The following is a 25444-nucleotide window of genomic DNA, read 5'->3' as shown; positions in this document are numbered from 1 at the left end:
CCGGTGCGCCGCCGACCACCGGCCGGCGGGCCCTATCCTCGGCGGGGTGAACGAGAGCCCCACCACCGCCGGACCACCGCGCCCGGGCCGCATCCTGGTGGTCGACGACGACCCCACCGTGGCCGAGGTCGTCACCGGCTACCTCACCCGGGCCGGCCACCACGTCGACCGTGCCGCCGACGGCCCGCAGGGGCTCGCGCTGGCCCGCGCCCACCGCCCGGACCTGCTGGTCCTGGACCTCATGCTGCCGGGCATCGACGGCCTGGAGATCCTGCGCAGGCTGCGCGCCACCGCGGACGGCGCAGACCTGCCGGTCGTCCTGCTCACCGCGAGGGGCGACGAGACGGACCGCATCCTCGGGCTGGAACTGGGTGCGGACGACTACGTCACCAAGCCGTTCAGCCCCCGGGAACTCGTCCTGCGGGTCCAGTCGGTGCTGCGCCGCTCCCGGGCCGGCGCACCCGTCCGCCCGGAGGGCGGACGGGTGGTCTCCGGTGACCTCGCGCTCGACCCGCAGGCTCGTCGGGTTCACCGGGGTGGGCGTGAACTGCTCCTGACGGTACGGGAGTTCGACCTCCTGTCGTTCCTGCTTCGGCACCCGCGGACGGTGTTCTCCCGGCAGGAGCTGATGGAGCGGGTCTGGGGCTGGGACTTCGGTGACCTGTCCACCGTCACCGTCCACATCCGCCGGCTGCGCGAGAAGGTCGAGGACGACCCCGCCGCGCCGGTGCTGATCAGCACGGTCTGGGGCGTCGGCTACCGCTACGACCCGGTGGACGTGCCCGCCCCGGCGGACGTGACCGCCCCGGCGATGGAGGGGACGGACGGACCGGCATGAAGGACCTGTCGCTGATCGCCCTGTTCGCCGCGCTCGGCGCCGGCGGGGCCGGCCTGCTCGGCTGGGCGGCCGTCCGGCTGCTGCGCCGGCGCTCGCTCGCGCTGTCGCTGTTCTGCGTCGCCGCCGTCACCGTGCTGGCGGTCACCTCCGGAACCTTCGCCGTCGCCCAGGCGATGTTCCTGTCCCGGCACGACCTCGGGGTGGTGATCACGGTACTGGGGATGGCCGCGGTGGTGTCGCTGGCGACCGCCGCGCTGCTGGGCCGCCAGGTCGTGGCCGGCAGCAGGGCGCTGACCGCCGCTGCCAGGACGGTGGGCAGCGACACCGGGTTCGCCGCGCCGGAGCCTCCGCTCGGCCTGGAACTGGCCCAGCTCAGCGCGGAGCTCGCCGCCACCAGCGCCCGGCTGGCCGAGTCCCGGGCCCGGGCGCAGGCCCTGGACAGCTCCCGCCGCGAGCTGATCGCCTGGATCTCGCACGACCTGCGCACCCCGCTCGCCGGCCTGCGCGCCATGGCGGAGGCGCTGGAGGACGGTGTGGCCGAGCGCCCGCAGGACTACCTGCAGCGGATGCGCACGGAGGTCGAGCGGCTCACCGGGATGGTGGACGACCTGTTCGAGCTCTCCCGGATCCAGGCCGGAGCGCTGTCCCTGTCGTTGTCGCGGGCGTCCGTCTACGACCTCGTCGACGACGCGCTCGCCGCGGCCCACCCGCTGGCCCGGCAGAGCGGGGTCCGGCTGGAGGGGCGGCAGGTCGCCGCGGAACCCGTCGAGGTGGACACCGGTGAGATCACCCGGGTGCTCGGCAACCTCCTGGTCAACGCGATCCGTTCGACCCCCGAGGACGGCGTGGTGGCCGTCTCCGCCCGCCGGGACGCGGACCAGGTGGTGCTCTCGGTCACCGACGGCTGCGGCGGCATCCCGGAGCCGGACCTGCCCCGGGTGTTCGAGACGGGGTGGCGCGGCAGCACCGCCCGCACCCCTCGCCCGGCCGTGCCGGGGAGTTCCCGGGAGCGGGTCGAGAGCGGTGGCGCCGGGCTCGGACTCGCCATCGTCCGCGGCATCGTCGAGGCCCACGCCGGTCGCGCCCGGGTGTACAACGTCGCCGGGGGCTGCTGCTTCGAGATCGCCCTTCCCGCCGCCCGGAGCTGAGGTCAGGCGCCTCGCGGGGCGGCCGCGAACTCCCGCATGCCGTCCGCGAAGGACATCCGGGCCCGCCAGCCGAGTTCCTCGCGCAGCCGGGTGGAGTCGGCGGTGATGTGCCGGACGTCGCCGAGCCGGTACTGGCCCGTCACCACCGGCGCCGGCCCGTCGTGGGCGGCGGCCAGCGCCTCGGCCGTCTCGCCGACCGTCCGGACCTCGCCGCTGCCCACGTTGTACGCCCGGACGCTGCCCGGGAGCCGGCCGCCGACCGAGGCGAGCGCGGCGAGGTTGGCGTCCGCGACGTCCCGGACGTGGACGAAGTCCCGGCGCTGGCCGCCGTCCTCGAACACCCTCGGCGCCTCGCCCCGGGCCAGTGCCGAGCGGAACAGCGAGGCGACCCCGGCGTACGGGGTGTCGCGCGGCATGCCCGGTCCGTAGACGTTGTGGTAGCGCAGCGTCAGGACGCGGCCCCCACAGGCGCGGGCCCAGGCGCCGGCCAGGTGCTCCTGGGCCAGCTTGGTGGCCGCGTAGACGTTGCGCGGGTCGGCCGGCGCGTCCTCGGCCACCAGCCCGGGGCTCAGTTCGGCGCCGCACCGTGGGCATGGCGGCTCGAAGCGGCCGGCGTCCAGCGCGTCCGGGCGCCGCGGACCGGGCGAGACGTCCCCGTGTACCGTGCACCGGTACCGGCCCTCCCCGTAGACCACCATCGACCCGGCGAGCACCAGGTCCCGCACTCCCGAGCGCGCCATCGCGGCGAGCAGCACCGCCGTGCCCAGGTCGTTGCAGCCGGTGTAGGCGGGCGCGTCGTCGAGGTCCAGGCCCAGGCCGACCATCGCCGCCTGGTGGCAGACCGCGTCCACACCGGCCAGTGCCCGCTCGACCGTCCCCGCGTCCCGCACGTCGCCGTGCCGCAGCTCCACGCCGTCCGGCAGCACGGGCGGCACCCCGCGGGGGTGGACGGCGGGCAGCAGCGCGTCCAGGACGCGGACCTCGTGGCCCGCCGCTGCCAGGGCCCGTACGACCGCCGAACCGATGAACCCGGCACCGCCGGTGACCAGAATCCTCATGACCGCCGACGCTACCGGCCGACGCGCGGAGAACCGGCCGAGGCGGGCGTGGTGTCACGCTTCGGTAAGACTCCGGGCGGCGATCGGGACCGCGCCCGGCCGGTTCATCCGGGCGTTCGGCCGATGTCGCGGCCGAGTTCGAGGGCGAGGACCTGGTCCAGGCGCACGTAGGTCTCGAAGCGGGTGCCGTCCGGCAGGGCGGCCCGGGCCTCCAGAGCATGCAGGGCGCGCACCGCGACCCGGGCGTCCAGATCCTCGTCGAGGCCGTCGAAGCCCGCCTGGACCATGCCGGCGTCCGGAGGACCGGACGGCTCGCGGGCGGTGTCGGCCACCAGCGCGCGCCAGCGGGCCAGCGTCTCGGCCGCGTCCGCCAGATCGTCGTCGGTCAACCGGATCGGGGCGGTGACGGCGTGTTCGAGGAAGGTGAGGCGCAGCGCGAGGGGGTCGGGCCCGTCCACGGTGATCCAGGCCGACGGTGCGTCCCCGGAGTCCGGACGGGCGTGCCGGGGCGTCGTCACCGGGCCGGTGACCAGGAGCGGCGCGGACGCGGGGCCGGCGTGCACGGGTGAGCGGCTGGTGATGGCGAGGTCGGCCGTGGCCGGGTCGGAGGCGTCCGCGTCGTGACGTGTGCTCAGGCGGGCGGGCGGGTGGACGCCGAGCCGGCCGGCGGCCTCGAGCAGGACCCGGGTCTTCTCGCCGGGGGCGTCCGGGACGACGAGTTCGGTGATCACCTGCAGGCCCTGGGCCTCGCAGGTGCGGGCCAGTACGTCACCGGTCACCAGGGCTCGCAAGTCCCCGAGGGCGAACGGGCGGCCCGGCTCGCCGACGTCGATGGTCGCGCGCAGGAGCCCGACCCGGTGCGGGCGGATCTCGGTGCGTTGCCCGGTACGGGCGTCGGTGATGCGCAAGGGTGCCTCCGTCTCGGGTGGGCGGTGTGTGGACAGGATGCGGTGCCGTTCGGGTCGCCGTCGGTAGGGCTGCCGCCGAGTTCGGTGAGTTCCCACCGAAGGTCCTGGGCGGGAGGCGCGGGCCGCCGGATCCGAGCCGGCCGGGAAAGCGCCGGAGGCTTCCGGCGCACGAACCGACGCCGCCCTCGTCCACGGCTGCCGGTGGCGGCGGTGGACGAGGGCGGCGGCGTCGTGCGGCGGCGCGCGGTGGATCAGTCGTCGAGGACCATGGCCTCGGCACAGGCGGCGATGGTGAGGAGCAGCGCGTCGTCCTGACCGGGGATGATCTTGACCGAGTAGTGCTCGCTCAGCAGCGACCACTCGCGGGAGATGTGCGCGATCTCCTGCTCGCCGTAGGTGATGGCGTACTGGTGGTCGGTGATGTTGCCGGTGACGTGGATCTCCGCGCCGTTCTCGAACGTCACGGTGAACTTGTAGACCAGCGGCGAGAAGAGCGCCTTCTTCACGGTGGCGATGGTCTGCTCGCCGCGCTTGAGGTAGCGGATGTCCCGGAGCGTCATGATCTTCTCGGAGATCCGGTACAGCTCGTTGCCCTCGGGGTCCTGGAGAGCGATCACGCCGCTGAAGCTGAACATCTTCTCGTCGACCTGGAACACGCGCTCACCGTCGCGCTTGATCCAGAAGTCGTGGGTCGGGGAGAAGAACTTCTCGTCGATGTCGTAGACGACGCCCTCCTGCACGGGCTGGTGGCCGTCCATCAGCTTCTGCCCCAGGTCCATCAGGAAGTTGTCGTGGTGTTCGCCGTGGCCCTGCTGCGGCGTGTCGCTGAACAGCTGCTGCGCGATGCCGAGCAGGCCGCCGAACTCGTTGCTCATGTTCTCTCGTCCCGTGTGAGGTGCGATTGCGGGGATGATCTTAGGGACGGGATCCGGGTGGCAGACAGCCCCTTCCGGGCTCTGTTGCACAATCTGCACAGAGCGCGCAGAAGGTCGTTGTCCGGCGGAGTCGTCGCAGGTCAGCCATGGTGCGCCCGTTGGCCGACGGCTGCCCATCGGGCCCGTCGTCGAGCGCCCGGCCGCACCGCCGCCCGGCTCAGCCGCCGGTCCGGGCCGGGCCGCCCAGGGCGCGGGCGAGGAGTCGGCACGACCAGCCGGCGGCCCGGCACCAGGCCTGGGCCGGGCCACCGAGGGCCCGGTACCAGGCGATGCCGAACGGGAGGGCGATGGCGAACCAGGACGGGGGCGCCAGCTCACCGGGCCGCCGGGCACCTTCGCGCGCCCAGCGGCGGCACCGTTCCACGCCCCGGCGGGTCCAGTCGGCGCAGCGGTCGGCGCGCCCGGACCAGCGGGCCGAGGCCCGCAGCAGCGCGGTGTGCCGGTCGTCGCGGTGGCGTGCCATCGCGTGCGCCTCCTCTCGGACTGTCCCGTCAGCGCGTCAGGCGGGCCGCCAGCTGCGCCGGGAGGGCGTCGCGGTTCGCCCGGGTGAGCTGGACCATCTCGATGTCGGTGCGGTGCTTGAGGGCGTCGGTGAACGGGCCGTGCTGCGCCTGCACGGTGGCCACCACGTCGACGTCGGCGCTGAACAGCGCCCGGACGGCCTCCTCGAACGGACGGTGGGCCAGCTCCATCCGCCCGAGCTCGTCGACGAGCACGAGCGCCCCCGCCGACCACACCAGGGACGGCAGCGCCAGGCGCTCCATCACACCCAGGTCGACGCCGTACCGCCCGACCCGGGGCGGCCCGGGAAGGTCGACGTGGGCGAGCACCGCCCGCTCCCCCGACAGCGTCTCCAGGGCGAAGCCGATCCGGGCACCGTCCGTACGGATCTCCTCCGTGGTGAAGCCGACGGTCTCCCGGGCCCGCAGCAGCCCCGCCAGCCGGCGGATCGCGGTGGTCTTGCCGCTGCCGGGGCGCCCTTCCAGCAGGATCCTGGTCGGCATGGCGGGCTCCGCATCGGGCGGTCGAGTCGTGGCGGCCCCCTGTCACCAGCGTGTCCCTCCGCGAGCCCGGGCCGCAACGCCGATCGGCGGACCGGACGCGGCCGGTCGGCCCCGATAACCGGGTGTGCCGTCGGGGCCTGCGGTCCTACGCTGCCGCCATGAAGTTCTCGTCCGGCTGGAGCGCCGGCCCGAGGTTCGACGACCGGGCCCTCACCGTGGACATCGCCGGCTCGGTGCCGACGGCGGCCGACGCCCAGCAGGTGGCGGAGATCCTCTTCGGGTGGGGCTGGCGGGTGCGCAAGCAGTCCTGGACGGAGTTCGAGGCCGAGCACGGCTACGCGCGGCTGTCGGTGCTCCCGCTGGATCCGGTGATCTTCACGGGGGAGATCGCGATCGCCGGAATCACCGAGCTGATCGGAGTCTTCGGACGAATCGGCCACCGCTGCACCATCGAGCTGTACGACCCGGACAGCGGTGAACTGCTCGCGGAGCGACCGCTCGGGCGGGAGCAGCTCCAGGCTCCCGGGTAGGCGGCTCCTGCCGACCCGGAGGCCCGGGTCGGCTACTGCGGCAGCAGCACCGCGACCCCGGTGACCCGGTCGGCGGCGAGGTCCGCGAGTGCGGTGTCCGCCTGCGCCAGCGGGTAGCGGTTGACGTGCACCACCGGACGGATCCGGGCGGCTTCGGCGAGGAAGGCGCGGCCGTCGGACCGGGTGTTGGCGGTGACGCTGCGCAGCGTGCGTTCCTGGAAGAGGTGGCGCTGGTAGTCGAGCAGGGGGATGTCGCTGAGGTGGATGCCGGCGACGGCGAGCGTACCGCCGCGGTCCAGCGCGGTCAGGGCGACCGGTACCAGCTCGCCGGTCGGGGCGAAGAGGATGGCGGCGTCCAGCGGTTGCGGTGCGGGGTCGTAGGAGTCGCCGGCGAAGGTGGCGCCCAGTTCCAGGGCCAGCAGTCGGGCCGCCGCACCCCGGGTGAACACGGCCACCCGGGCGCCCCGGGCCAGGGCGATCTGGGCGGTGAGGTGGGCGGAGGCGCCGAAGCCGTAGATGCCCAGCAGTCCGCCGGATGGCAGGTCGGCCCGTTGCAGGGCGCGGTAGCCGATGATCCCGGCGCACAGCAGCGGGGCGAGCTCCTCGGCGGGCGGGCCCTCGGGCAGGCGGTAGGCGAAGCGGGCGTCGGCGGTCAGGTGGCCGGCGTAGCCGCCCTGCCGGTCCCAGCCGGTGTAGCGCGACTCCGGGCAGAGGTTCTCCCGCCCGGTGCGGCAGTACGCGCAGCTGCCGCAGGTCCGGGCCAGCCAGGCCACGCCGGCCCGGTCCCCGGGGGCGAAGTCCTCGACCGCGGCGCCGACCGCCCGGACCCGTCCGACCACCTCGTGCCCCGGCGTGCACCTCGCCACCCTGGGGGAGAGGTCCCCCTCGGCCAGGTGCAGGTCGGTGCGGCACACCCCGCACGCCTCCACCTCCACCAGGACCTCCCCGGGCCCCGGCTCGGGGACCGGCCGCCGCTCCCACTCCAACGGCCCCGGGCCCGCGCCGCCCACCGGACCCGGGTGCGCCACCACCCAGGCGCCGGTCTCGCCGACCACCCGTCGCGTCGTGTCCATCGCCGACTCCCGCCGTCCACCGCACAAGGCTGCTCCTTCCAGCCTGCCTCCGGGGCGGGCGCGGTGCCAGGCCGGGCGCCTGGCCGCCGAACTCCGCGTCGCGGTGGGCGGGTTCGGTGGATGCGGGCGGTGGGGCTTCGCTAGGGTGCTCGCATGAGCGACCGTGTGACGCCTCCCTTCGGGAACTTCTCCACCGTCCGCCCGGCCCTCGAGGTCAGGGACGAGCTCGCCGGGCCGGTGGCCGGGGCACTGGGGGGATGGGGCGCGCCGGAGGCGGCCGGGGCGGTGCTGTACGTGGACACGGATCCGGCGAAGGCGGACACCGCGGTGTTCTGCGAGACGTACGACGCGCCGCTGGAGTACTCGGCGAACTGCGTGGTGGTCGCCGCCAAGCGGGGCGGGGAGGTCACGATGGCCGCTTGCGTCGTCCTGGCCACGACCCGGTTGGACGTGAACCAGGCGGTCCGCAAGCACCTCGGGGCGCGCAAGGCGTCGTTCGCGCCGATGGACGCCGCGGTCGAGGCGACCGGGATGGAGTACGGGGGCATCACGCCGGTGGGGCTCCCGGGTGGGTGGCCGCTGCTGGTCGACGAGGCGGTGGCCGCCGCGCCGCACGTGCTGGTCGGCAGTGGGCGGCGCCGCGGGAAGCTGATCCTGCCGGGGTGGGCGCTGGCCGCGCTGCCGGGTGCCGAGGTCGTTCCGGGCCTCGCTGTCACGGTGGAGCCGACCACGATCGAGGCCTGACGGTCCCTCAGGTGCGGCCGCCGCGGGAGCGCGGCGGGGCGAGCCGGCCACGGGCCTGGGTGGCCGTGCCCGCGCCCGCGGCCGCCGGCCCGGGCGGCCAAGTCCTGTTCGCCTGGCGCTCGTTCGCGGTCGGCCGGGCTCATCGGGCGCTGCCGAGGTTCCGGTCGCCCTCGGTGCCGTCGAGCAGGAGGGTGGTCTCCTCGATCCGCCGGAACCGCCCGTCGGGGGCGAACTCGCCGAAGAGGTAGACCTCCATCCGGACGGCCGACCCGTCGGTCTTGGTGACCTCCACCGTGTGCCGGTCGGCGTAGCGGTGCCCGTCCACGAGCTCGTCGTGCACCCGGACCGAACCGGTGGCCACGACGGTGCGCAGGTGGGCGATGTGGGCGAGGAAGTCCTGCCGGTCGTCCCAGCGGCCGTCGGTGCGCTGGCGGTAGTCGGGGGCGAAGTGGCGGTCCACGGCCTCGTCCAGGTCGAGGCCCGGGGTGAAGAGCAGGTCGGTGAGCGCGGTGGCGATGTCGGTCTGGGACACGGGTTCCTCCGGGATGGCAGAAAGGATGAAGGGAGGCGGATGCGTGCGCTGCGCACGCATCGAAGCTGATGGTGACCCTAGCAGCTGATACGTGCGTAGCGCACGCTATTCTTCGGGGTGTGACGAATGACGCCGGACACGAGATCGCCGAGGCGCTGGGCCTGCTGGTGCGCCGCAGCACCAGGGCCCACCTCTACGGGCAGCTCACCGAGGGCCTCGGCGAGGCCCTCGACGACCTCACCTACCCCGTCCTCAGCGGCCTGGCCCGAACCGGCCCGTGCAGCGCCGCCGACCTCGGCCGCGAGGTCGGGCTCGACCGTTCCAACGTCACCCGGCGCGCCGACCGCCTCGAACGGGCAGGCCTGCTTCGACGCGAACCGGACCCCGCCGACCGCCGTGCCACCCTCCTCGCCCTCACCGAGGAGGGGCAGCGCCTGGTGGGAGTCACCCGGGACCGGCTCGCCGCGCGGGTCCGGGATTCGCTCGCCGCCTGGACACCCGCCGAGGTGCAGACTTTCGCCCACCAGCTGCGACGCTTCGTCGAGGCCGGCCCGTTCACCCCGGAGCCCTGACCCCGATCAGTGCTGGACGGCAGGGGAGAGGCTGAAGTCGGCGAAGTAGGCGCGCTGGGTGCTCGCCGGGCCCCAGCTGGTGTCGTGGCCGCCGTAGAAGGTGGAGAACAGCACTCCGCCGAAGGGGATCGAGCCGATGCCGGAGGCGGTGCCCTTGGTGGCGTGCACCTGGCGGCCGTCGTACCAGACGGTGATGTCGCCGGTGCCGCGGTTCACCAGCTGCTCGACGGTGTGCCAGCGGTCGTCGGCGAGGAACCGCCAGTCGCCGAGGCCCTCGTCCACGCCGTAGCCGGTCGGGCCCGAGTTGGTGGGCGTGTAGAGGTAGACCTCGCCGTTGTCGGGTACGCCGTTGGCCCCGCGCCACATGTAGCGGGTGGACCAGCCGTCGCCGTGGTTGCCGCCGGACTCCTGACCGATCCCGCCTCCGTAGAGTCCGGGCAGCTTGCCGGCCCTGCCCCAGTCGCGGCCGGCGGGGAACCGGACGGAGTACTTGAGGTCCAGGGTGGGGCCCTGGGCGAGTGCGGACAGGCCGAGGGCGTTCAGGTCCGTGTAGAACTGGCCGCCCCCGCTGGCAGGGCAGTCGGCGCACTTGTGGTCCGAGGAGCCTGCTCCGTAGGTGACCTGGAGGGCGGACCCGTCACCGGGGGCGGTGGGGTCGGAGACCTCGGCCAGGTCGCCGCCGCCCCAGGCTCCCTGCGCGGCGACGCCCCAGGCGTGCTGCCACGACGCGGAGCCGTAGCCGGTGAACTGCCCGGCCCAGGCGGCACCTCCGCCGGCAGGGCCGCTCGCCGCGACCGCGGGTTGCCGGGGCGCCGGATGGTGAGGGCGCTGGCCGGCCGGCGCCGCGCCGCAGCTGGCGGCGGCGGCCGCCAGCGCCAGGACGGTGACGCCGACCGCTGCCGAGGCGGCCGGCCGGCGCCGCCGCCCGGCTCGCTGAAAGTCTGGTTGCACGGGATTCCTCTTCTCCGTCGGTTCCATCGGTTGCGGATCCAGCCGATGCGGCCGCCCGCGAGCGCCGCCCCGCGGCGAGCCCGTTGTCTCCGGGCGGGGGTCGACGCTTGCGGGCGGCGCTGAGCAGGGTGCCCCGATCGTCGGATCGGGGCACCCGTCTGGTTGTCCGTCAGGCTACCGATGCGCCTCGCGCAGTGGCCGTGCGCCGGCAGCCCGCCCTCAGGATCCGGGCTTGACCGCGAGGACGTCGACCAGGCGGATGTCGGGGGCGCCGGCGAGCAGTTCCAGGCCGACCTCGGCGAGAGCGGCGGGGATGCGGCCGGTGAGATGGGCCCGGCGCGCGTCCTCGTCGGCGAAGGCGTCGAAGATGCCGAAGGTCGCGCCGTCGACCTGGAACGCGTACCAGACCCGGGTGCCGGGTTCGTCCTGGACGACGGCGCGGCCGGCGTCCAGGAAGGCGGCCAGCTCTGCCTCCTTGCCGGGCTTGGCGGTCAGCAGCGCGAGGACTCCGAGCTTCAGCGTCATGAGGGGATCTCCTTGGTGGGTTGTGAATCCGCGGTGCCGTGGGTGGCTCCGCGGCCTGGGGCCGGTAGCGGACTTCCGGCCCGGGAAAGACGTTAGGGTCGTGATCGATCCGCCACGAGCGGCGGAAACGACGTTTCCAGTACCGTTCGCGTCATGCGGATAGGGATGGCGGTTGTCGACGGCGTCTTCGACTCGGGGCTTTCGGCGATCATGGACGTGCTCGGTACGGCGAACTCGCTGAGCACGCGGGACGGTGGCGCGCCACCGTTCTCAGTGACGGTGATCGGCGCGGGGCCGCAGGTCCGTACCGGGAACGGGCTGAGCCTGACGACCGTTCCGGTCGGGGAACTCCCGCACGGGACGGACCTGTTGCTGATGCCGGCGGTGGGCTTCCAGGCTCCCGACCGAGTGGTCGCGGCGGTCCGCGAGCCCGCCAACGCGTGGCTGCTCGAGCTCGCCGCGGCCTGCGCCACCGCCGGCACCCCGCTGGCCGCCGCGTGCAGCGGAGCGTTCTTCCTGGCCGAGTCGGGCGCCCTCGAACGGCGGCGCGTCACGACCAGTTGGTGGCTGGGCCCGGCCTTCCGCGCCCGCTACCCCGCCGTGGTGCTGGAGGACTCGCGGACGCTGGTCCAGGACGGGCCGGTCACCACCGCGGGCGCGGCCTTCGCCCACATCGACCTCGCGCTGTGGGTGGTGCAGCGGCACAGCCCCGCCCTGGCCGACCTGGTCGCCCGGTACCTGCTGATCGGCGACCGGCCCTCGCAGGCCGCCTTCGCTCTCCCCACCCAACTGGCCCAGGCGGACCCGCTGATGGCGGCCTTCGAACGGTGGGCCAGGACGCACCTGGCCGATCCGCCCCCGCTGGCCGAGGCCGCCCGCACGCTGGGCGTGAGCCAGCGTACCCTGCAGCGCACCGCGCAGACCGTGCTCGGCAGATCGCCCCTGGAGTTCATCCAGGACATCCGCCTGGACGAGGCGACCTTCCTGCTGCGCACCACCACGCTCAGCGCCGAGGCGATCGCCGGCCGGGTCGGTTACCGCAACGTCAGCACACTGCGGGAACTCGTACGGCGTCGACGCGGCTCGTCCCTCGAGACGCTGCGCCGTGGGGGTGTCGATGCCCCGGCGCAGGACGCGACGCCGTCCTAGGGCCTGCGCTACGCGTCGATCGCCCAGCCGGTCAGGGTGGTCTTGCCGATGGCGCGGCCGGATTCCAGGTGGCGGTGGGCCTTGCGGAGGTTGGCGGCGTTGATCGGGCCGAGGTCCCGGGTGGCGGTGGTGGTGATCAGCCCGGCGTCGACCAGCCGGGAGAGCTCGGCGAGGATGCGGTGCTGGGTGGCCTGGTCGGGGGTCCGGAACATCGATCGGGTGTACATGAACTCCCAGTGGAACGAGACGCTCTTGGCCTTCAGGGCGCCGATCGCCAGGGTGTCGAAGTCGTCGATGGCGACGATCTGCCCGAAGGGGTTGAGTGCTTCGGCGTAGGCGGCGAGGTTGCGGTCGGTGCCGGCGGTGCTGAACACGTGGTCGATGCCGCCGGGTGCGACGGACGCCAACTGGTCGGTCAGCGGCCGGTGGTGGTCGATCACGTGGTGGGCGCCCATCCGGCGGGCGAACTCGACGGTCTCGGGCCGGGAGGCGGTGCCGATCACGGTCAGGCCGGTGAGGGTGCGGGCGAGTTGGGTGACGATTGCGCCGACGCCGCCCGCCGCCGCGGTGACCAGCAGGGTGCCGGTCCGTGCGAGGTCGCCGTGGCGCAGGCCCAGTCGTTCGAACAGGCCCTCCCAGGCGGTGAGCGTGGTGAGCGGCAGGGCGGCTGCCTCGGTGAAGGAGAGGGTGGCGGGCTTGGGGCCGGTCAGCCGCTCGTCGACCGCGTGAAAGCGGGAGTTGGTGCCGGGGCGGTCGAGTGCGCCGGCGTAGTAGACGTCGTCGCCGGGGCGGAACAGGGTCACCTGCTCGCCGACGGCGACCACGGTGCCCGCGGCGTCCCAGCCGAGCACCCGGGGCTCGCCGCCCGGGTCGGCGTTCTGCCGGACCTTGTGGTCCACAGGGTTGACGGCGACGGCTTCCACCCGGACCAGCAGGTCGTGGGGGCCGGGCTGGGGGAGCGGCAGTTCGAGGTCCTCCAGGCTGGCGGGGTCGTCGATCGGCAGGCTGGTGCGGTAGGCGACGGCGGGCATGGTGTCGGTGTGCGGGTGCATCTGCAGGTCTCCGGTGGATGGGCGGCTACGGGTGGGCCGCGAGGTAGCGGTCGGCGGCCTGCAACGGGGTGAGGCCGTCGGTGTTGATCCAGGCGTCGAGTTCCTCGACACCGTCGTTGCCCAGGTGGAGGGCGTCGAGGCGGGCCAGTGCCTCGGGGTGGATGTGGCCGAGGCTCGCCCGGCGGATGACCGGGGCGGCGGCGTCGACGGTACCGAGCAGGCCCTTGGGCTCGGCCAGTGGGCGGAGGTGGTGGCGGCGGTTGAGGTACTGGGGGCGCCACAGCGGGATCACGAACCACTCGCGGTCGGCGATCCCCTGTTCGACCCGCGCGATGAAGCCGGCCTCGGTGCCGGGGGTGAAGGTGTATCCGGCGCGGTCGAGGCCGTAGGCGGTGACCATCCGGGCGGAGAAGCGGCTGATGCCGGCGCCCGGGTTGATGCCGTCGATGGCGCGCGTCACGCGGGCGGCGACGTCGGGCCGGGCGAGATCGGCGACCTCGCGCACCGCCTCGGCCGGGACGTACGGCGGCACCGCCCACACGCAGTACGGCTGGTAGTGCGGGGCGAGCAGGTGCGCCTGGTCGCGGTAGGCCGCGAGGTAGGTGTGGTGGCTGGAGGGCAGCCAGGCGGAGACCAGGACGTCGACCCGGCCCTCGGCCTGGAGCCGGAACAGCTGCTCGTGCGGGGCCTCGATGCTCTCGACCCGGTGACCGTGGGCCTCCAGCACCCGGCGGGTGACGGCCGCGGTGGCGCGGTGGAAGGACAGGGCGATGTTGCCCACGGTGATCGTGGGCCCGGACGGGGGAGTGTTCACGGGATCTCCTGTGGTGGGTGGAGTGCCTCGCGCAGGGTCGCGACGATCTGGGCGAGCGCGGCGCGGGCGGCACTGGTCCCCCGCAGGGCGTCGAGGACGACGAAGGCGTGGACCGTGCCCTGGTAGCGCACGCAGGTGACCGGCACGCCGGCCGTGCGCAGCTTCGCGGCGTACGCCTCCGCCTCGTCGCGAACTGCGTCGGCCTCGGCGGTGATCACCAACGCCGGTGGCAGTCCGGTGAGTTGGTGGAGTTCGGTGTTCAGTGGCGCGGCCGTCGGCTCGCTCCGCCGCGCCGGATCGGGTACGTACTGCTGCCACAGCCAGCGCAGGTGATCGGCGCTCTGGAAGTAGCCCCGGGCGAAGCGGCGGTAGGAGTCGGTGTCACAGTCCGCCGAGAGGGGTGGGTGGATGAGCACCTGGTGGCGGAAGGCGAACTCGCCGTGCTCCTTGGCCAGCAGGGTCAGCGCGGCGGCCAGGTTGCCGCCGGCGCTGTCCCCGGCCACGGCCATCCGGGCGGGGTCCAGCCCCTGCCCGGGGCCGTGGTCGACCACCCAGTGGGCCGCCGCGCGGGCCTGCCGCAGGGCGGTGGGATAGGGGGCTTCGGGGGCGAGGTCGTAGTCCACGAAGACCACGGCCGCGCCCACCCCCACCGCCAGCTCCCGGACCAGCCGGTCGTGGCTGACCACGCTGCCGGCGATCCACCCGCCGCCGTGCAGGTAGAGGATCACCGGCAGCGGCGACGGGACGTGAACGGTCGGCCGTACCAGCCGGACACGGACCGGGCCGTCCGGCCCGGCCACGGACAGGTCCTCGATCTGGGCGTCGGGGCGGTCGACCGGGCCGGACTGGGCCAGGTCCAGCCGGGCGCGGAGCTCCGACAGGGGAAGCCGGCGCGGGTCGGGCCCGGCCGCCGCTTGGTCGGCGAGCGCGCGGGCGGCCGGGTCGAGGACCGGGGCCGGCGGCTCGGACGGTTGGGGCATGGAGGGTTCCTCCGGGTTTCCGGGAGACGGCCGGGCACCCCGGATCGGTGGTGCCCGGCCGTCCGAGCGGTTCGTCAGTCCTGCGGCAGCTGCAGCGGAACCAGCGGGATGACCGCCTCGGTGTCGATCAGGCCGGCCGCGACCGCGGGAAAGGTCGCGATGATCTCGCGCGCGGCCTCGACCGTCCCGGCGTCCAGGACCAGCGCCGCACCGACGCAGTCCGCGCGGTGGTAGCCGTGCGCGATCACGCCCTGACCGACGAGCTCCTTGGCCCGGGCCAGCTCCGCGTCGATGACCTTCGCGAAATCCTCCTCCGTGGCGTGCGGGGCCGCCTTGAAGACCGCGAGGACACCGGCGCCGGATTCGTTGGACATGGAGACAACTCCTTGCTGGGGGGGAAGCGGCGGGGCTCCGAAACCGCCCCGCCGGACATGACCCCATCCTGCGGACCGAGGCGCCATGCGTCCAAGGACTGATTCCTATCGAAACCATAAGCTGGACACATGCCAACGCTGCGACAGCTCGAATACCTGGTGACGATCGTCGACGAGGGCTCCTTCACCCGCGCCGCCGAACTCCTGCACATCACCCAGCCCGGCCTCTCCCACCAGTTCCAGGCCCTGGAACGCGAGATCGGCAGCCCGCTGCTGGAACGCCTGCCCCGCGCCGTGCGCCCCACCCCCGCAGGGCGGGCCATGCTCCCGCACGCCCGCGCCGCCCTCGCCGAGGCCCGGCGCGCCGCCACCGCCGCCCGTCGCACCGCCGGCCTCGCCACCGGCGAACTCCACCTCGCCACCCTCTACTCGATCAGCTACGGCCTGCTGCCCGCCGCCCTCGGCGCGTGGCGCCGGCGCCACCCGGGCGTGCGGGTCAGGCTGTTCGAGCACCGACGCACCGAGGAACTCGCCGCGGCCATGAACGCCGGTCAGGCCGACATCGCCGTAGGACCGCCGCCGCCCGGCTGGGAGGGGCCCGTGCGCCACCTCGGCACCGAGGAGTTCCTCCTCATCACTCACACCGACGACCCCGCGGCCGAACCCGGAGCCGACTCCGCCCGGGCGCCCCGGGTCCGGCTGGCCGAGCTCGCCGAGCGGGAATGGGTGCACTTCACCCCCGACAGTGGCCTGGCCGACCTGCTGGAACAGGCCTGCGCCGCAGCCGGCTTCCGCCCCCGGGTGGCGGTCCGCACCGAACAGGCCCCCGCCGCGGCCAACTACGCCGCCGCCGGCCTGGGCCCCACCCTCGTCCCCGCCAACACCGTCCCGCCGCGCTTCAACGGCGCCGTGCTGCGCCCGGACCCACCGGTCAGCCGTCCCCTGACCGCCTACACCCGGACCACTCCCGACCCCATCACCGCCGCCTTCCTGGACACGCTGGCGGGCCAAGGAATCCTGACACCCCGCCACCTCCGACGGCGCCTGGGCCCGGCCGAGTCGGGCTGAGCCGACGACGGCGGTCCACGCGGGCGCGAACGGCCCGGTCCGACCGGATCGCGCCGTTCGTCTCCGAGCCGCCCGGCACCGCCGCGAACCGGCGGCCCGACGTGCCGGTCAGCGGGGCGGTTCCGGCGCGGGGCAGCCGGCCAGCCGGGCCCGGACGGCGTCGGCGTCGCGGTGCTGCAGGTCCTCGAGGATGGCGAGGCTGCGCGTCCAGGCGGCCCGGGCGGCCTCGGCGTCGCCGAGGGCGAGGTGGGTGTCCCCGAGGTGGGTGTGGATGTCGGCCTGGAGGAAGTAGTCGCCGACCGCCACCCGCAGCCGCAGCGACTCGTGGTAGGCGGGCAGCGCCTCGTGGTACTCGCCGAGCCGGTGGTGGATGAAGCCGATGCTGTCCCAGATGGACGACTGGCCGGGGAGGTTGCCGGCGTCGCGGGCCAGGTCCAGGGCGCGCCGGCAGTGCGGCAGCGCCTCCCGCAGCAGACCCTGCTGAGCCAGGTACCAGCCGATGCTGTTGAGCGCGAGGGCCTGTCCGGAGGGGTCGCCGAGGGCCTCGAACAGCTCCAGCGCCCGGCGGGACTCGGCCACGGCCTCGGCGTCGGCGTGTTCCTCGCCGTGGGCGATGGCGAGGTCGAGCCGGGTCCGGCCCTCGCGCGGCCGGTCGCCGAGCGCCTCGAACAGCCCGAGGGCCAGGCGCAGTTCGCGCTGGGCCTCGGCCAGGCGGCCCTGGGAGCGGTGCACCTGGCCGAGCCAGCGGTGCGCGTGGGCCTGGTGGCCGAGGTCCCCGGTGCGTTCGGCGGCGGCCAGCGCGGTCTCGCTCGCCCGCTGCCACTGCTGCCACAGCCCCGACTTGAGCAGGTAGGGCACCTGGGCGCCGACGAGCTGCCAGGCGTGGACGTCGGCCCCGGTCCGGTGCGCCGAGTCGACGATCCGCTCCAGCACCGGCTGCTCCTCCCGGTACCAGGCGAGCGCCTGCTGCCGGTCGGCGAGTTCCTCGGGCGTCACCCCGGCGGCGGGCTCCGGGAGGTCGAGCGACTGCCAGGAGACGTCGTCCGCGTAGGCGAGGTGGGCGGCGTGGTGGGCGGTGTGGAGGTAGTGGTCGAGCATCCGCAGGGTGGCTGCGGCCTGCTCCTGCGGGGACTCGTCGCAGGCCGCCCGTTCGGCGGCGTAGGCGCGCAGCAGGTCGTGGAAGGTGTACCGGTCCCGCTCCGGCGCGGTGATCAGGTGGGCGCGGTGCAGGTCCTCCAGCAGGGCGCGGGCCTCGGACACCGACAGGCCCGCGAGGCTCGCGGCCGCCGACGTGCCGATGCTCGGGCCCGGGTGCAGCCCGAGCAGCCGGAACAGGCGGGCGGCCCGCGGCGCCAGCGCGCGGTAGGACCAGGAGAGCACCACCCGGACGTCGGCATGGCTGTCGCCGGCCGACAGGAGGTCCAGGCGGGCCCGGGAGTCGCGCAGTTCGCGCGCCCACACCTCGAGCGGGGTGCCGGGGTGGTCGGCGGCCCGGGCGGCGGCGATGTTCAGCGCGAGCGGCAGCCGGGCGCACAGCTCGACCAGCTCGTCTGCCGCGTCCTGCTGCTCCGCGACGGCCGCGGCGCCCAGGCGGCGGGCGAGCAGTTCGCGCGCCTCCGCGGGGGAGAGCACGTCCAGGGCCAGCGGGACGGCACCGTCCAGGGCGACCAGCCCGGGCAGCCGGTTCCGGCTGGTGACCACGACCAGGCAGCTGTTCGAGCCGGGGAGCAGCGGGCGGACCTGCTCCGCCTCGCGGACGTTGTCGAGGACGATCAGCGTCCGGGTGCCCGCCAGCCGGCTGCGCAGCAGGGCGAGCCGCCCGTCCGGGTCGGCGGGGACGCGCAGGGCCGGCACGCCCAGCGCGTCCAGGAAGCCGCGGGCCACGTCGGCGGGGTCGACCGGGGCCCGGGCCGGGTCGAAGCCGCGCAGGTTGGCGAACAGCTGGCCGTCGGGGAAGCGGTCGGCCACCCGGTGGGCGAAGTGCACGGCCAGGGTGGTCTTGCCCACGCCCGCGGTGCCGGCGATCGCCGAGATCACGACCGCGCCGCAGCCGGGGGTCACGTCGACGAGCAGCTCGTCGAGCAGCTGGAGCTCCCGGGTCCGGCCGGTGAAGTGCCGGATGGCCATGGGCAGTTGCTGCGGGCAGGTCGGTCCCTCCTGGGGAGGGGGCGGGGAGCCGGCGGGCGTCGCCTCCGCGGAGGGCGGGGGATCCGTGTCCCGCGCCGCCGTCAGCCACCGGCCGCGGGTGTCCGGGTCGATGCCGAGGGCCTCGGCGAGCCGGACCACCGAGGACATCCGCGGTCGGCGCCCACCCGCCTCCAGGGCGCTGATCGAGCGGGCCGACACCCCCGAACGCTCGGCGAGTTCGTCCTGACTCCACCCCACGGACAGGCGTCGCTCCCGTAGCAGCGCAGCGAAAACCTCAGCCCCCACAGATCCCCCCGGGTCCCCTGCCAACCGCGTCGTCGCCCCGCCCGTCCGACCCGGATCGCGAATGAGCGTAGCCCCGACGGGCCCAAGTGTCAGGTCAACGTCCGGTCAACGTCGTGGTCATCGCGGCCGCGCCGGGGCGAGGATGAAGGCCGACGGACCCGTCCGAGGGGGAACGAGCGAACGCCCGCGGGCGTGCTTCGCGTCCGACCACGGGTCCGGCCCGGATCGTCGCCGTCGCCCGCACGGCGTTCGGAACGTGGCCGACCGATCCACCGGTCCGACGGCGGTGCCCCTCCCGGGTGCCCGCCGACGGACCGGACACAAGGCGCGGCGACGGGGGTGCCGCGCCCCGACCCCCGCGACGGCCGACCGCGGCCCGGCCGTCGCGGGGTCACCGCATCCCGTCGCCACACGCCGTCACCACAGCCCGTCACCGCACCCGATTCCGCCGCAGGTCGAACGGTGCCATGCTGACGCCATGACAGATCACATCGATTCCACCCCGGCCCGTGACGGGGTGCAGGACGGGGGCCGGCGGCGGGAGTTGGCGGCGGCGACGGTGGGGTCGGTGGTCGAGTCCTTCGACTGGAACATCTACGCCGTGCTCGCGCCCTACTTCGCCGCCGACCTGTTCGGCCACGGAAAGGGCGGGGTCAGCGGCGTGCTCGCCGCGTACGCCACCTTCGCGGTGGGCTTCGTGGCCCGGCCGGTCGGCTCGTACCTGATAGGGCGGCTCAGCGACACCCGGGGGCGGCGCTTCGCGCTCAGCCTCGGCATGGCCGTCATCGCCGTCGCCAGCCTGGGCATCGCCGCGATGCCGGGGCAGCGGACCATCGGCGCCTGGGCGGCGGTGCTGGCCGTGGTCGTGCGGGTGGTGCAGGGTCTCGCCTTCGGCGGGGAGGCGCCGAGCGTCGCCGCGTACGTGACCGAGACGGCCCCGCCCCGGCACCGCTTCGCGTTCAGCTCGGTGTCCTACGGCGGGATCATCCTCGGCTCGCTGCTCTCCTTCGGGGTGCTCACCCTGCTGATCCACACCATCGGCAAGTCCGGCCTGGAGAACGGCGGTTGGCGCTGGGGCTTCCTGGTCGCCGCGCTGCTCGGGCTGGGCGCGGTGTGGGTGCGGCGGGCCGCGCCGGAGAGTGCCGAGTTCCACCGCGCCCGAGCCGGGGTGCGGCCGGGTGGCCGCCCGCCGTTCCTGCGCACGCTCCGCGACCACCGCTGGGCGGTGCTCACCGTCTTCCTCAACACCCTGGGCGGCACGGTCGGTTACTACTTCGCCCTGACCTACCTGCCGCAGTACGCGGCCGCCTACCACGTCATCGACAAGGAGCGGGCGGCCTCCTTCATGACGGTGGTGCTGGCGATGGTGCTGGCCACCATGCTGCTGACCGGCGCGGCCGCCGACCGCTTCGGGCTGCTGCCGGTCGCCCGGATCGGCTTCGGGCTGCCGATCCCGCTGGTCGGGATCCTGCTGGCCGGGCTGCGCGGGGGCTGGCTGCCGTTCCAACTGGTGGCCGTACTGCTGGGGATGATGGTGGCGACGGTGCTCGGCACGCTCAACGTCTTCACCGGGCTGCTGTTCCCGACCGAGGTGCGGGCGGTCGGCCTGGGCGTGGTCAACGCGGCCACCATAGCCGCGTTCGGCGGCACCTTCCCGCTGCTGGCCGAGTGGCTGGACCACCACGACGGCCTCGGGGTGATCCCGGTCTACGTCACGATCTGCACCGCCGGACCGGCGTTGGGCCTGTTGACGGCCATGCGGGTGCCCTCGTTCACCGCCGCCCTCCGGGAGGCGGAAGCCGACGTTCAGCGGACACCCGGAACCGCCTGACGGACATCCACGTCCTGTGGTTGAGTGTTCCGGGTCAACGCCGGACGGGGAGGGCGAAAGTGGACGGCAACGAGCCGGACAGCTGGCTGATCGACGCGGACTTCGAGCAGCCGCCGCAGGTGGACCTGCGGACCGACCGGGCGCACTCCGCGCGGGTCTACGACTACCTGCTCGGCGGCAAGACCAACTTCCCGGCGGACCGCGAGGTCGGCGACCGGGTGCTGGCCGACCTGCCCGCCGCCCGGGCCGGGGCCGCCGCCGCCCGCGCCGTGATGCACCGGATGGTCCGTCGGCTGGCCGAACAGCACGGCATCCGCCAGTTCCTGGACGTCGGCACCGGCATTCCCACCGCGCCCAACCTGCACGAGATCGTCCAGGCGGTCGACCCGGCCTGCCGGGTGGTGTACGTGGACAACGACCCGATCGTGCTGGCCCATTCGCGCGCGCTGCTCACCAGCACGCCCGAGGGCCGCACCGCCTACGTCGAGGGTGACCTGCGCGATCCGGAGAAGTTCCTGGCCGACCCGGCGGTGGCCGCCACCCTGGACCTGACCGAGCCGGTCGCGCTGACGCTGATCAACATCGTGCACTTCCTGTCCGACGAGGCCGCGCACCGGCCCGTCCGCAAGCTGCTGGAGGCCCTGCCCGCCGGCAGCTTCCTGGCCCTGACCGCCGGCACCGCCGACAACGCGCCGGAGCAGGCCGCGGCCGGTGCGCGCCGGTACGCGGAGGCCGGGATCGAGGTGCACATGCGTTCGCAGGCCGAAGTGGCACGCTTCTTCGCCGGGCTGGAGCTGGACGAGCCGGGCGTGGTCCTGATCAACCGGTGGCACCCGGAGCCGGACGGGCTCTCGGCGCCGGCCGACGGCGAGGTCTCGGTGTACGGCGGGGTGGGCCGCAAGCCGTGACGCCCGCCGCGGCCGTCATGGTTGCGGCTGCTGCTGCGACGCCATGGTGAGCCCGGCCGAACCGGCGCCGCGGCTGAGCACCACGGTGCGGATGTGCTCCAGGGCGCGGGCCCAGTCGGCGCGGCCGGGGTTGCGGCGCACGGCTTCGCGCAGGTCGAGCACCCGGTAGGGCGGGCCGAGGTCGGTGATCTGCGGGACGAACTCGGCCCGGCTCACCGCCCACCGCTGCCCGGGCCCGGCCGGCGGGCTGACGGTGAAGCGGGCGATCGAGCTCCAGTTGCCGCGCGGGTCCTCGGCACCGTCGTAGGTGAACATGTGCCCGGCGAGCTGGTCGCCGAGGCCGTAGACCGTCCAGGTGTCGCCGATCTTCTCGTAGGCCTGCGGGATGTGGGCGTGGGTGCCGAGGATCAGGTCGATGTCGGGCCGGCCCGGGCCCTGCCCGGCCGCGGACAGCTCGCGGGCCAGGGTGAGCTGCTGCTCGTTGGGCGCGTCCTGCCATTCGGTGCCCCAGTGGATGCTGACCACCACCAGGTCCGCGCCGTCGGCCCGGGCGGCGCGGGCGTCGGCGAGGATCCGGTCCCGGTCGATCAGGTTGACGGCCCAGGGCTCGTCCTTGGGCAGCGGGATGCCGTTGGTGCCGTAGGTGTAGGCGAGTTGGGCCACCGTCGCACCGCCGGCCCGCAGCAGCGCGGGCCGCCCGGCCTCCCCGGCGGTGCGGGCGGAACCGGTGTGGGCGAGGCCGACGGCGTCCATCGCGTCCAGGGTGCGGCGGATGCCGGCCGGGCCGTCGTCCAGGGTGTGGTTGGAGGCGGTGTCGCAGGAGGTGTACCCGGCGTCCTTGAGGGCCTTGGCGACCTGCGGCGGGGACTTGAACGCCGGGTACCCGGTGTACGGGCCGCCGTCGGCGCCGTAGACGGTCTCCATGTGGCAGATCGCCAGGTCGGCGGCGCTGACCAGCGGTTTGACGCCGGCCAGCATGGCGCTGAAGTCGTAGCCCGTGCCGCCGGCGTCCTCCTTGGCCTGCTGGATGATCTCGGTGTGCGGCAGCACGTCGCCGGTGGCGAGCAGGGTGAACGCCCGCGGCCCGGTCGGGGCGGGGGTGGGCGTGGGTGCCGCGGTGCCGGGGGCGGCCCGCCCGGCCGGGTGCGGGGCGTCGCAGCCCGGGAGGGCGAGCAACAGGGCGAGGGCGGTGGCGGCGGTCCGTCGGCGGGGGAGGGACATGGTCGGCTCGTCTCACGATCGGAAGGGATGACCAACCATCCGACTATGCGGGCGCCCGCCTGGCGGGCCGTGGGCCCCACGCCCGCAGGTCACCCGGGGAGCCGCCGGTCCCGGGAAAGGTGACCATGTGTGACCCCTTGTACGCGGTCCGCGGGATGTGCTGACATATCCATGTCAATTCTGCCGAGGGGGTCGCGCGGGAAGCGCTCGGTCCGTGCCGCGCCGCCCCTGTTCCCGTGGACGATCGAAGGGGAAGCCCATGTTGCTCCGCGCCCTGGCCGCCGCGGCAGCCGTCTCCGCCGCACTGGCCGGCTCGCCGGCCTTCGGCGGCGACTCGCTGCCCACCCCGCCGGACCGGATCGTCATCGACGTCGCGACCGTCAACGGCTCCGGCTGTCCGGCGGGATCGGCCGCAGTGGCCGTGTCGCCGGACAACACCGCCTTCACCGTGACGTACAGCAGCTACCTGGCCCAGGTGGGAGTGGGCTCGAAGCCGACCGACTTCCGGAAGAACTGTCAGCTCGACCTGCGGGTGCACGTCCCCCAGGGCTTCACCTACGCCATCGCCTCCGCCGACTACCGCGGCTTCGCCCACCTGGAGAACGGGGCGAGCGGCGTCGAGCGGGCCAACTACTACTTCCAGGGGGACCCCGGGACCACCTACCGGAGCCACCGCTTCGACGGCCCGACCGACGACAGCTGGCAGGCGACCGACTCCGTCGACGTCGCCGCCCTGGTCTGGGCGCCCTGCGGCGAGGAGCGCAACTTCAACATCAACACCGAACTGCGCGTCTCCGCCGGCGCCTCGGATCCGGCCCACACCACCAGCTTCATGACGATGGACTCGACCGACGGCAGCATCAACACCGTCTACCACCTCGCCTGGAAGCAGTGCCCCTGATCCCCGGGCACGCCCGGCCCCGGCGGAGCCCCGGCCGCCGGGGCCGCGGCGTGTCCGACGGGCTCGAAGGTGAAGGCCCGTCAGGAAAGCGGTCGTTTTTGCATGCTCATGCCGTTACAGTGCTGCGGGTCCGGACCCCCCACTCGGCAGACGGAGCGTCATGACCATCGCACGCAGGTCCATCCTCAAGGGCACATCGGCGGCCGGAGCCGCCCTGGTCGCCGGCGGCGCGGCCGCCCAGCCGGCCTCCGCCTCCGACGGGCCGACCGACGAATCGCCGGGCGCAGCGGCCGACGGACCCGCGAGCCCGCTGCTCCAGGCCACCCCGCACCGGATCGGCACCCCCAGCGTCAGCGGCCTGCACCTGCAGTTCGGCACCGACCCCGCCACCGAGATGACCGTCTCCTGGCTCACCCCGCAGTCCGTCCGCCGCCCGCAGGTCCGGATCGGTTCACCAGGCGGCGGCCTCGGCAAGGTGGTCGAGGCCGAGACCCGCACCTACCGCGACGCCCTCGGCAAGGACGAGGTGTACGTCCACCACGCCAAGCTCACCGGCCTGCGCCCCGGCACCACCTATCTCTACACCGCCGGACACGACGGCACGAGCCCCGAGACCGGCAGCTTCACCACCGCCCCACGCGGCCGCACCCCCTTCACCTTCACCAGCTTCGGCGACCAGGCCACCCCCAACCTCCGCCGCCACCTGGTCTTCCCCGACGGCATGCCCTCGCCGCTCGGCAAGTACCCGGTGTACATGAGCAGCCAGATCGGCTCCCCGCACGCCGCCGACATCGTCGCCGCCGTCGAACGGGTCGGCCCGCTGTTCAACCTGGTCAACGGCGACCTCTGCTACGCCTCCTACAGCGGCCGGCACGGCCAGAGCCGAACCGCCACCTGGGCCGACTGGTTCATCAACAACAGCCGCTCGGCCCGGCTGCGCCCCTGGATGCCCTGCGCCGGGAACCACGAGAACGAGAGCGGCAACGGCCCGATCGGCGCCGACGGCTACCAGACCTACTTCACCCTCCCCGACTCCACCGCCGACCGCGATCAGGAGACCCGGGGCATGTGGTACGCCTTCACGGTCGGCTCGGTGCGCTTCATCAGCCTCGCCAACGACGACGTCGCCATCCAGAACTCCGGCGACAGCTACCTGCGCGGCTACTCCGGCGGCGCCCAACTGCGCTGGCTGGAGAGGGAGTTGCGCACGGCCCGGAGCAACCGGGGGATCGACTGGATCGTGGTCTGCATGCACCACCCGATGATCTCCAGCTCCAAGCACGGCTCCGGCAGCGACCTCGGCGTGCGCGAGGCCTGGGGCCCGCTGTTCGACGCCTACGGGGTCGACCTGGTGGTCAGCGGCCACGAGCACTACTACGAGCGCTCCCACCCCGTCCGCGGCACCCTGCCCAACGACACCCGCACCCCGGTGCCCACCGGCACCGACCTCCACCTCGCCGACACCGGCCGCGGCACCGTCCACATGGTCATCGGCGCCGGGGGCAACGCCGCCACCACCCAGGACGACCTGTTCGAACGCCCCCAGGGCCGGGTGGTCATCGGCCTCGAGGACAAGCCCGCCCCCGGCGCGCCCTACCGGGAGTCGATCTGGCTCACCGAGGACGCCCCCTGGGCCGCCTACCAGGACCGCACCAACACCCACGGCTTCGCCGCCTTCGAGGTCGACCCCGGCGACCGGCGCGGCGGCACCACCACCATGCGGGTCACCTACTACACCTTCGACGGCCCGCACGCGGACCTCACCCCGGTCGACACCTTCACGCTCCACCGGCGCCGCACCGACGGCCACGACTGACGACTCCGCCCGCCCACCGGTGAGCCCCGCCGCGAATCGCCGTCCCACCCCCGGGTAGACGCGTCCACGCGCCCAGGTC

General features: G+C 74.2%; 26 protein-coding genes. 11 read left to right on the top strand and 15 right to left on the bottom strand.

The features are described from left to right. The first annotated feature begins 46 nt into the window (after positions 1-46). Positions 47-838: a response regulator transcription factor gene (locus O1G21_RS02575; protein WP_270140371.1), complete on the top strand. Its 792-nt coding sequence runs from the start codon at positions 47-49 to the stop codon at positions 836-838. Beyond that, complete coding sequence (locus O1G21_RS02570) at positions 835-1986, top strand: sensor histidine kinase (protein ID WP_270140369.1); 1152 nt, start codon at positions 835-837, stop codon at positions 1984-1986. Before O1G21_RS02575 ends, O1G21_RS02570 begins: the two co-directional genes overlap by 4 nt. Before the next feature lie 2 nt (positions 1987-1988). Here the strand turns inward: O1G21_RS02570 and O1G21_RS02565 are convergent, their stop codons facing one another. From O1G21_RS02565 to O1G21_RS02545, 5 genes are all read right to left on the bottom strand, one after another. Further along, positions 1989-3044, bottom strand: a complete 1056-nt coding sequence (locus O1G21_RS02565) for an NAD-dependent epimerase/dehydratase family protein (RefSeq protein ID WP_270140368.1) — start codon at positions 3042-3044, stop codon at positions 1989-1991. Positions 3045-3148: 104 nt separating this feature from the next. Next, positions 3149-3952 (bottom strand): hypothetical protein, encoded by an 804-nt coding sequence (locus tag O1G21_RS02560; protein WP_270140366.1) that lies wholly within the window; start codon positions 3950-3952, stop codon positions 3149-3151. Positions 3953-4203: 251 nt separating this feature from the next. Then, on the bottom strand, positions 4204-4827 hold the full coding sequence (locus tag O1G21_RS02555) for an LURP-one-related/scramblase family protein (protein ID WP_270140364.1): 624 nt from the start codon (positions 4825-4827) through the stop codon (positions 4204-4206). A 217-nt stretch (positions 4828-5044) separates the two neighbouring features. After that, positions 5045-5350, bottom strand: coding sequence for a hypothetical protein (locus O1G21_RS02550; protein ID WP_270140362.1), 306 nt, complete (start codon positions 5348-5350; stop codon positions 5045-5047). A gap of 28 nt (positions 5351-5378) precedes the next feature. Continuing rightward, a complete protein-coding gene (locus O1G21_RS02545; protein ID WP_270140360.1) occupies positions 5379-5891 on the bottom strand; it encodes a nucleoside-triphosphatase in 513 nt (170 codons plus the stop codon). Between the two features lie 158 nt (positions 5892-6049). On the opposite strand from O1G21_RS02545, the gene O1G21_RS02540 reads away from it, so the two are divergent. Beyond that, positions 6050-6421 carry a hypothetical protein gene (locus O1G21_RS02540; RefSeq protein WP_270140358.1) on the top strand — a complete coding sequence of 124 codons (372 nt, stop codon included), beginning with the start codon at positions 6050-6052 and terminating at the stop codon, positions 6419-6421. Positions 6422-6453: 32 nt separating this feature from the next. On the opposite strand, the gene O1G21_RS02535 is transcribed toward O1G21_RS02540, so the two are convergent. Then, positions 6454-7494 carry a zinc-binding alcohol dehydrogenase family protein gene (locus tag O1G21_RS02535; protein WP_270140356.1) on the bottom strand — a complete coding sequence of 347 codons (1041 nt, stop codon included), beginning with the start codon at positions 7492-7494 and terminating at the stop codon, positions 6454-6456. Between the two features lie 153 nt (positions 7495-7647). Between O1G21_RS02535 and O1G21_RS02530 the strand changes: the two genes are divergently transcribed. Further along, the gene (locus O1G21_RS02530; protein ID WP_270140354.1) at positions 7648-8238 is read left to right on the top strand and encodes a YbaK/EbsC family protein; all 591 of its coding nucleotides are present in this window, start codon (positions 7648-7650) and stop codon (positions 8236-8238) included. Positions 8239-8377: 139 nt separating this feature from the next. Here the strand turns inward: O1G21_RS02530 and O1G21_RS02525 are convergent, their stop codons facing one another. Next, positions 8378-8770, bottom strand: coding sequence for a nuclear transport factor 2 family protein (locus tag O1G21_RS02525; RefSeq protein WP_270140352.1), 393 nt, complete (start codon positions 8768-8770; stop codon positions 8378-8380). 119 nt (positions 8771-8889) lie between these two features. On the opposite strand from O1G21_RS02525, the gene O1G21_RS02520 reads away from it, so the two are divergent. Further along, positions 8890-9342 carry a MarR family winged helix-turn-helix transcriptional regulator gene (locus O1G21_RS02520; protein WP_270140350.1) on the top strand — a complete coding sequence of 151 codons (453 nt, stop codon included), beginning with the start codon at positions 8890-8892 and terminating at the stop codon, positions 9340-9342. Positions 9343-9348: 6 nt separating this feature from the next. Here the strand turns inward: O1G21_RS02520 and O1G21_RS02515 are convergent, their stop codons facing one another. Together O1G21_RS02515 and O1G21_RS02510 are read right to left on the bottom strand one after the other, a co-directional pair. Continuing rightward, the gene (locus O1G21_RS02515; RefSeq protein ID WP_270140349.1) at positions 9349-10293 is read right to left on the bottom strand and encodes a polysaccharide lyase; all 945 of its coding nucleotides are present in this window, start codon (positions 10291-10293) and stop codon (positions 9349-9351) included. Between the two features lie 219 nt (positions 10294-10512). Further along, on the bottom strand, positions 10513-10818 hold the full coding sequence (locus tag O1G21_RS02510; RefSeq protein ID WP_270140348.1) for a putative quinol monooxygenase: 306 nt from the start codon (positions 10816-10818) through the stop codon (positions 10513-10515). A 153-nt stretch (positions 10819-10971) separates the two neighbouring features. Here O1G21_RS02510 and O1G21_RS02505 point away from each other — a divergent pair, with 153 nt between their 5' ends. Then, positions 10972-11967, top strand: coding sequence for a GlxA family transcriptional regulator (locus tag O1G21_RS02505; protein ID WP_270140346.1), 996 nt, complete (start codon positions 10972-10974; stop codon positions 11965-11967). An 8-nt stretch (positions 11968-11975) separates the two neighbouring features. Here the strand turns inward: O1G21_RS02505 and O1G21_RS02500 are convergent, their stop codons facing one another. The 4 genes from O1G21_RS02500 to O1G21_RS02485 all read right to left on the bottom strand — a co-directional run bounded on the left by O1G21_RS02500 (position 11976) and on the right by O1G21_RS02485 (position 15187). Beyond that, entirely contained in the window at positions 11976-13019 is a 1044-nt protein-coding gene (locus tag O1G21_RS02500; RefSeq protein ID WP_270140344.1) for a zinc-binding alcohol dehydrogenase family protein, read from the bottom strand. Between the two features lie 25 nt (positions 13020-13044). Then, positions 13045-13833, bottom strand: a complete 789-nt coding sequence (locus tag O1G21_RS02495) for a glycine betaine ABC transporter substrate-binding protein (protein WP_270140342.1) — start codon at positions 13831-13833, stop codon at positions 13045-13047. Continuing rightward, positions 13830-14813: an alpha/beta hydrolase gene (locus O1G21_RS02490; protein ID WP_270140340.1), complete on the bottom strand. Its 984-nt coding sequence runs from the start codon at positions 14811-14813 to the stop codon at positions 13830-13832. The genes O1G21_RS02495 and O1G21_RS02490 overlap by 4 nt, the downstream gene beginning before the upstream one ends. Before the next feature lie 74 nt (positions 14814-14887). After that, positions 14888-15187, bottom strand: a complete 300-nt coding sequence (locus O1G21_RS02485; protein WP_270140338.1) for a YciI family protein — start codon at positions 15185-15187, stop codon at positions 14888-14890. Positions 15188-15316: 129 nt separating this feature from the next. On the opposite strand from O1G21_RS02485, the gene O1G21_RS02480 reads away from it, so the two are divergent. After that, positions 15317-16255 carry a LysR family transcriptional regulator gene (locus O1G21_RS02480; RefSeq protein WP_270140336.1) on the top strand — a complete coding sequence of 313 codons (939 nt, stop codon included), beginning with the start codon at positions 15317-15319 and terminating at the stop codon, positions 16253-16255. Between the two features lie 108 nt (positions 16256-16363). Here O1G21_RS02480 and O1G21_RS02475 read toward each other — a convergent pair whose 3' ends face one another. Then, positions 16364-18688: an ATP-binding protein gene (locus O1G21_RS02475; protein WP_270140334.1), complete on the bottom strand. Its 2325-nt coding sequence runs from the start codon at positions 18686-18688 to the stop codon at positions 16364-16366. 478 nt (positions 18689-19166) lie between these two features. Here O1G21_RS02475 and O1G21_RS02470 point away from each other — a divergent pair, with 478 nt between their 5' ends. Next, a complete protein-coding gene (locus O1G21_RS02470) occupies positions 19167-20519 on the top strand; it encodes an MFS transporter (RefSeq protein WP_270140332.1) in 1353 nt (450 codons plus the stop codon). A 59-nt stretch (positions 20520-20578) separates the two neighbouring features. After that, the gene (locus O1G21_RS02465) at positions 20579-21427 is read left to right on the top strand and encodes an SAM-dependent methyltransferase (RefSeq protein WP_270140330.1); all 849 of its coding nucleotides are present in this window, start codon (positions 20579-20581) and stop codon (positions 21425-21427) included. A gap of 15 nt (positions 21428-21442) precedes the next feature. Here the strand turns inward: O1G21_RS02465 and O1G21_RS02460 are convergent, their stop codons facing one another. Continuing rightward, positions 21443-22648, bottom strand: coding sequence for a CapA family protein (locus tag O1G21_RS02460; RefSeq protein ID WP_270140329.1), 1206 nt, complete (start codon positions 22646-22648; stop codon positions 21443-21445). 259 nt (positions 22649-22907) lie between these two features. Between O1G21_RS02460 and O1G21_RS02455 the strand changes: the two genes are divergently transcribed. Both O1G21_RS02455 and O1G21_RS02450 read left to right on the top strand, forming a co-directional pair. Beyond that, on the top strand, positions 22908-23549 hold the full coding sequence (locus O1G21_RS02455; protein WP_270140327.1) for a DUF4360 domain-containing protein: 642 nt from the start codon (positions 22908-22910) through the stop codon (positions 23547-23549). A gap of 160 nt (positions 23550-23709) precedes the next feature. Next, a complete protein-coding gene (locus tag O1G21_RS02450) occupies positions 23710-25365 on the top strand; it encodes a purple acid phosphatase family protein (protein WP_270140325.1) in 1656 nt (551 codons plus the stop codon). Positions 25366-25444 lie beyond the last annotated feature (79 nt).

The organism is Kitasatospora cathayae, from assembly GCF_027627435.1.
GTDB classification, from domain to species: Bacteria; Actinomycetota; Actinomycetes; order Streptomycetales; family Streptomycetaceae; genus Kitasatospora; species Kitasatospora cathayae.
This window is presented reverse-complemented; position numbering and strand designations above follow the sequence as displayed.

Bases quoted from the DNA above. Each gene is read 5' to 3' on its own strand.
- O1G21_RS02570 (WP_270140369.1), top strand. From the start codon at position 835: ATGAAGGACCTGTCGCTGATCGCCCTGTTCGCCGCGCTCGGCGCCGGC.
- O1G21_RS02565 (WP_270140368.1), bottom strand. From the start codon at position 3,044: ATGAGGATTCTGGTCACCGGCGGTGCCGGGTTCATCGGTTCGGCGGTC.
- O1G21_RS02555 (WP_270140364.1), bottom strand. From the start codon at position 4,827: ATGAGCAACGAGTTCGGCGGCCTGCTCGGCATCGCGCAGCAGCTGTTC.
- O1G21_RS02550 (WP_270140362.1), bottom strand. From the start codon at position 5,350: ATGGCACGCCACCGCGACGACCGGCACACCGCGCTGCTGCGGGCCTCG.
- O1G21_RS02545 (WP_270140360.1), bottom strand. From the start codon at position 5,891: ATGCCGACCAGGATCCTGCTGGAAGGGCGCCCCGGCAGCGGCAAGACC.
- O1G21_RS02540 (WP_270140358.1), top strand. From the start codon at position 6,050: ATGAAGTTCTCGTCCGGCTGGAGCGCCGGCCCGAGGTTCGACGACCGG.
- O1G21_RS02535 (WP_270140356.1), bottom strand. From the start codon at position 7,494: ATGGACACGACGCGACGGGTGGTCGGCGAGACCGGCGCCTGGGTGGTG.
- O1G21_RS02530 (WP_270140354.1), top strand. From the start codon at position 7,648: ATGAGCGACCGTGTGACGCCTCCCTTCGGGAACTTCTCCACCGTCCGC.
- O1G21_RS02510 (WP_270140348.1), bottom strand. From the start codon at position 10,818: ATGACGCTGAAGCTCGGAGTCCTCGCGCTGCTGACCGCCAAGCCCGGC.
- O1G21_RS02505 (WP_270140346.1), top strand. From the start codon at position 10,972: ATGCGGATAGGGATGGCGGTTGTCGACGGCGTCTTCGACTCGGGGCTT.
- O1G21_RS02500 (WP_270140344.1), bottom strand. From the start codon at position 13,019: ATGCACCCGCACACCGACACCATGCCCGCCGTCGCCTACCGCACCAGC.
- O1G21_RS02490 (WP_270140340.1), bottom strand. From the start codon at position 14,813: ATGCCCCAACCGTCCGAGCCGCCGGCCCCGGTCCTCGACCCGGCCGCC.
- O1G21_RS02485 (WP_270140338.1), bottom strand. From the start codon at position 15,187: ATGTCCAACGAATCCGGCGCCGGTGTCCTCGCGGTCTTCAAGGCGGCC.
- O1G21_RS02480 (WP_270140336.1), top strand. From the start codon at position 15,317: ATGCCAACGCTGCGACAGCTCGAATACCTGGTGACGATCGTCGACGAG.
- O1G21_RS02470 (WP_270140332.1), top strand. From the start codon at position 19,167: ATGACAGATCACATCGATTCCACCCCGGCCCGTGACGGGGTGCAGGAC.
- O1G21_RS02460 (WP_270140329.1), bottom strand. From the start codon at position 22,648: ATGTCCCTCCCCCGCCGACGGACCGCCGCCACCGCCCTCGCCCTGTTG.
- O1G21_RS02455 (WP_270140327.1), top strand. From the start codon at position 22,908: ATGTTGCTCCGCGCCCTGGCCGCCGCGGCAGCCGTCTCCGCCGCACTG.
- O1G21_RS02450 (WP_270140325.1), top strand. From the start codon at position 23,710: ATGACCATCGCACGCAGGTCCATCCTCAAGGGCACATCGGCGGCCGGA.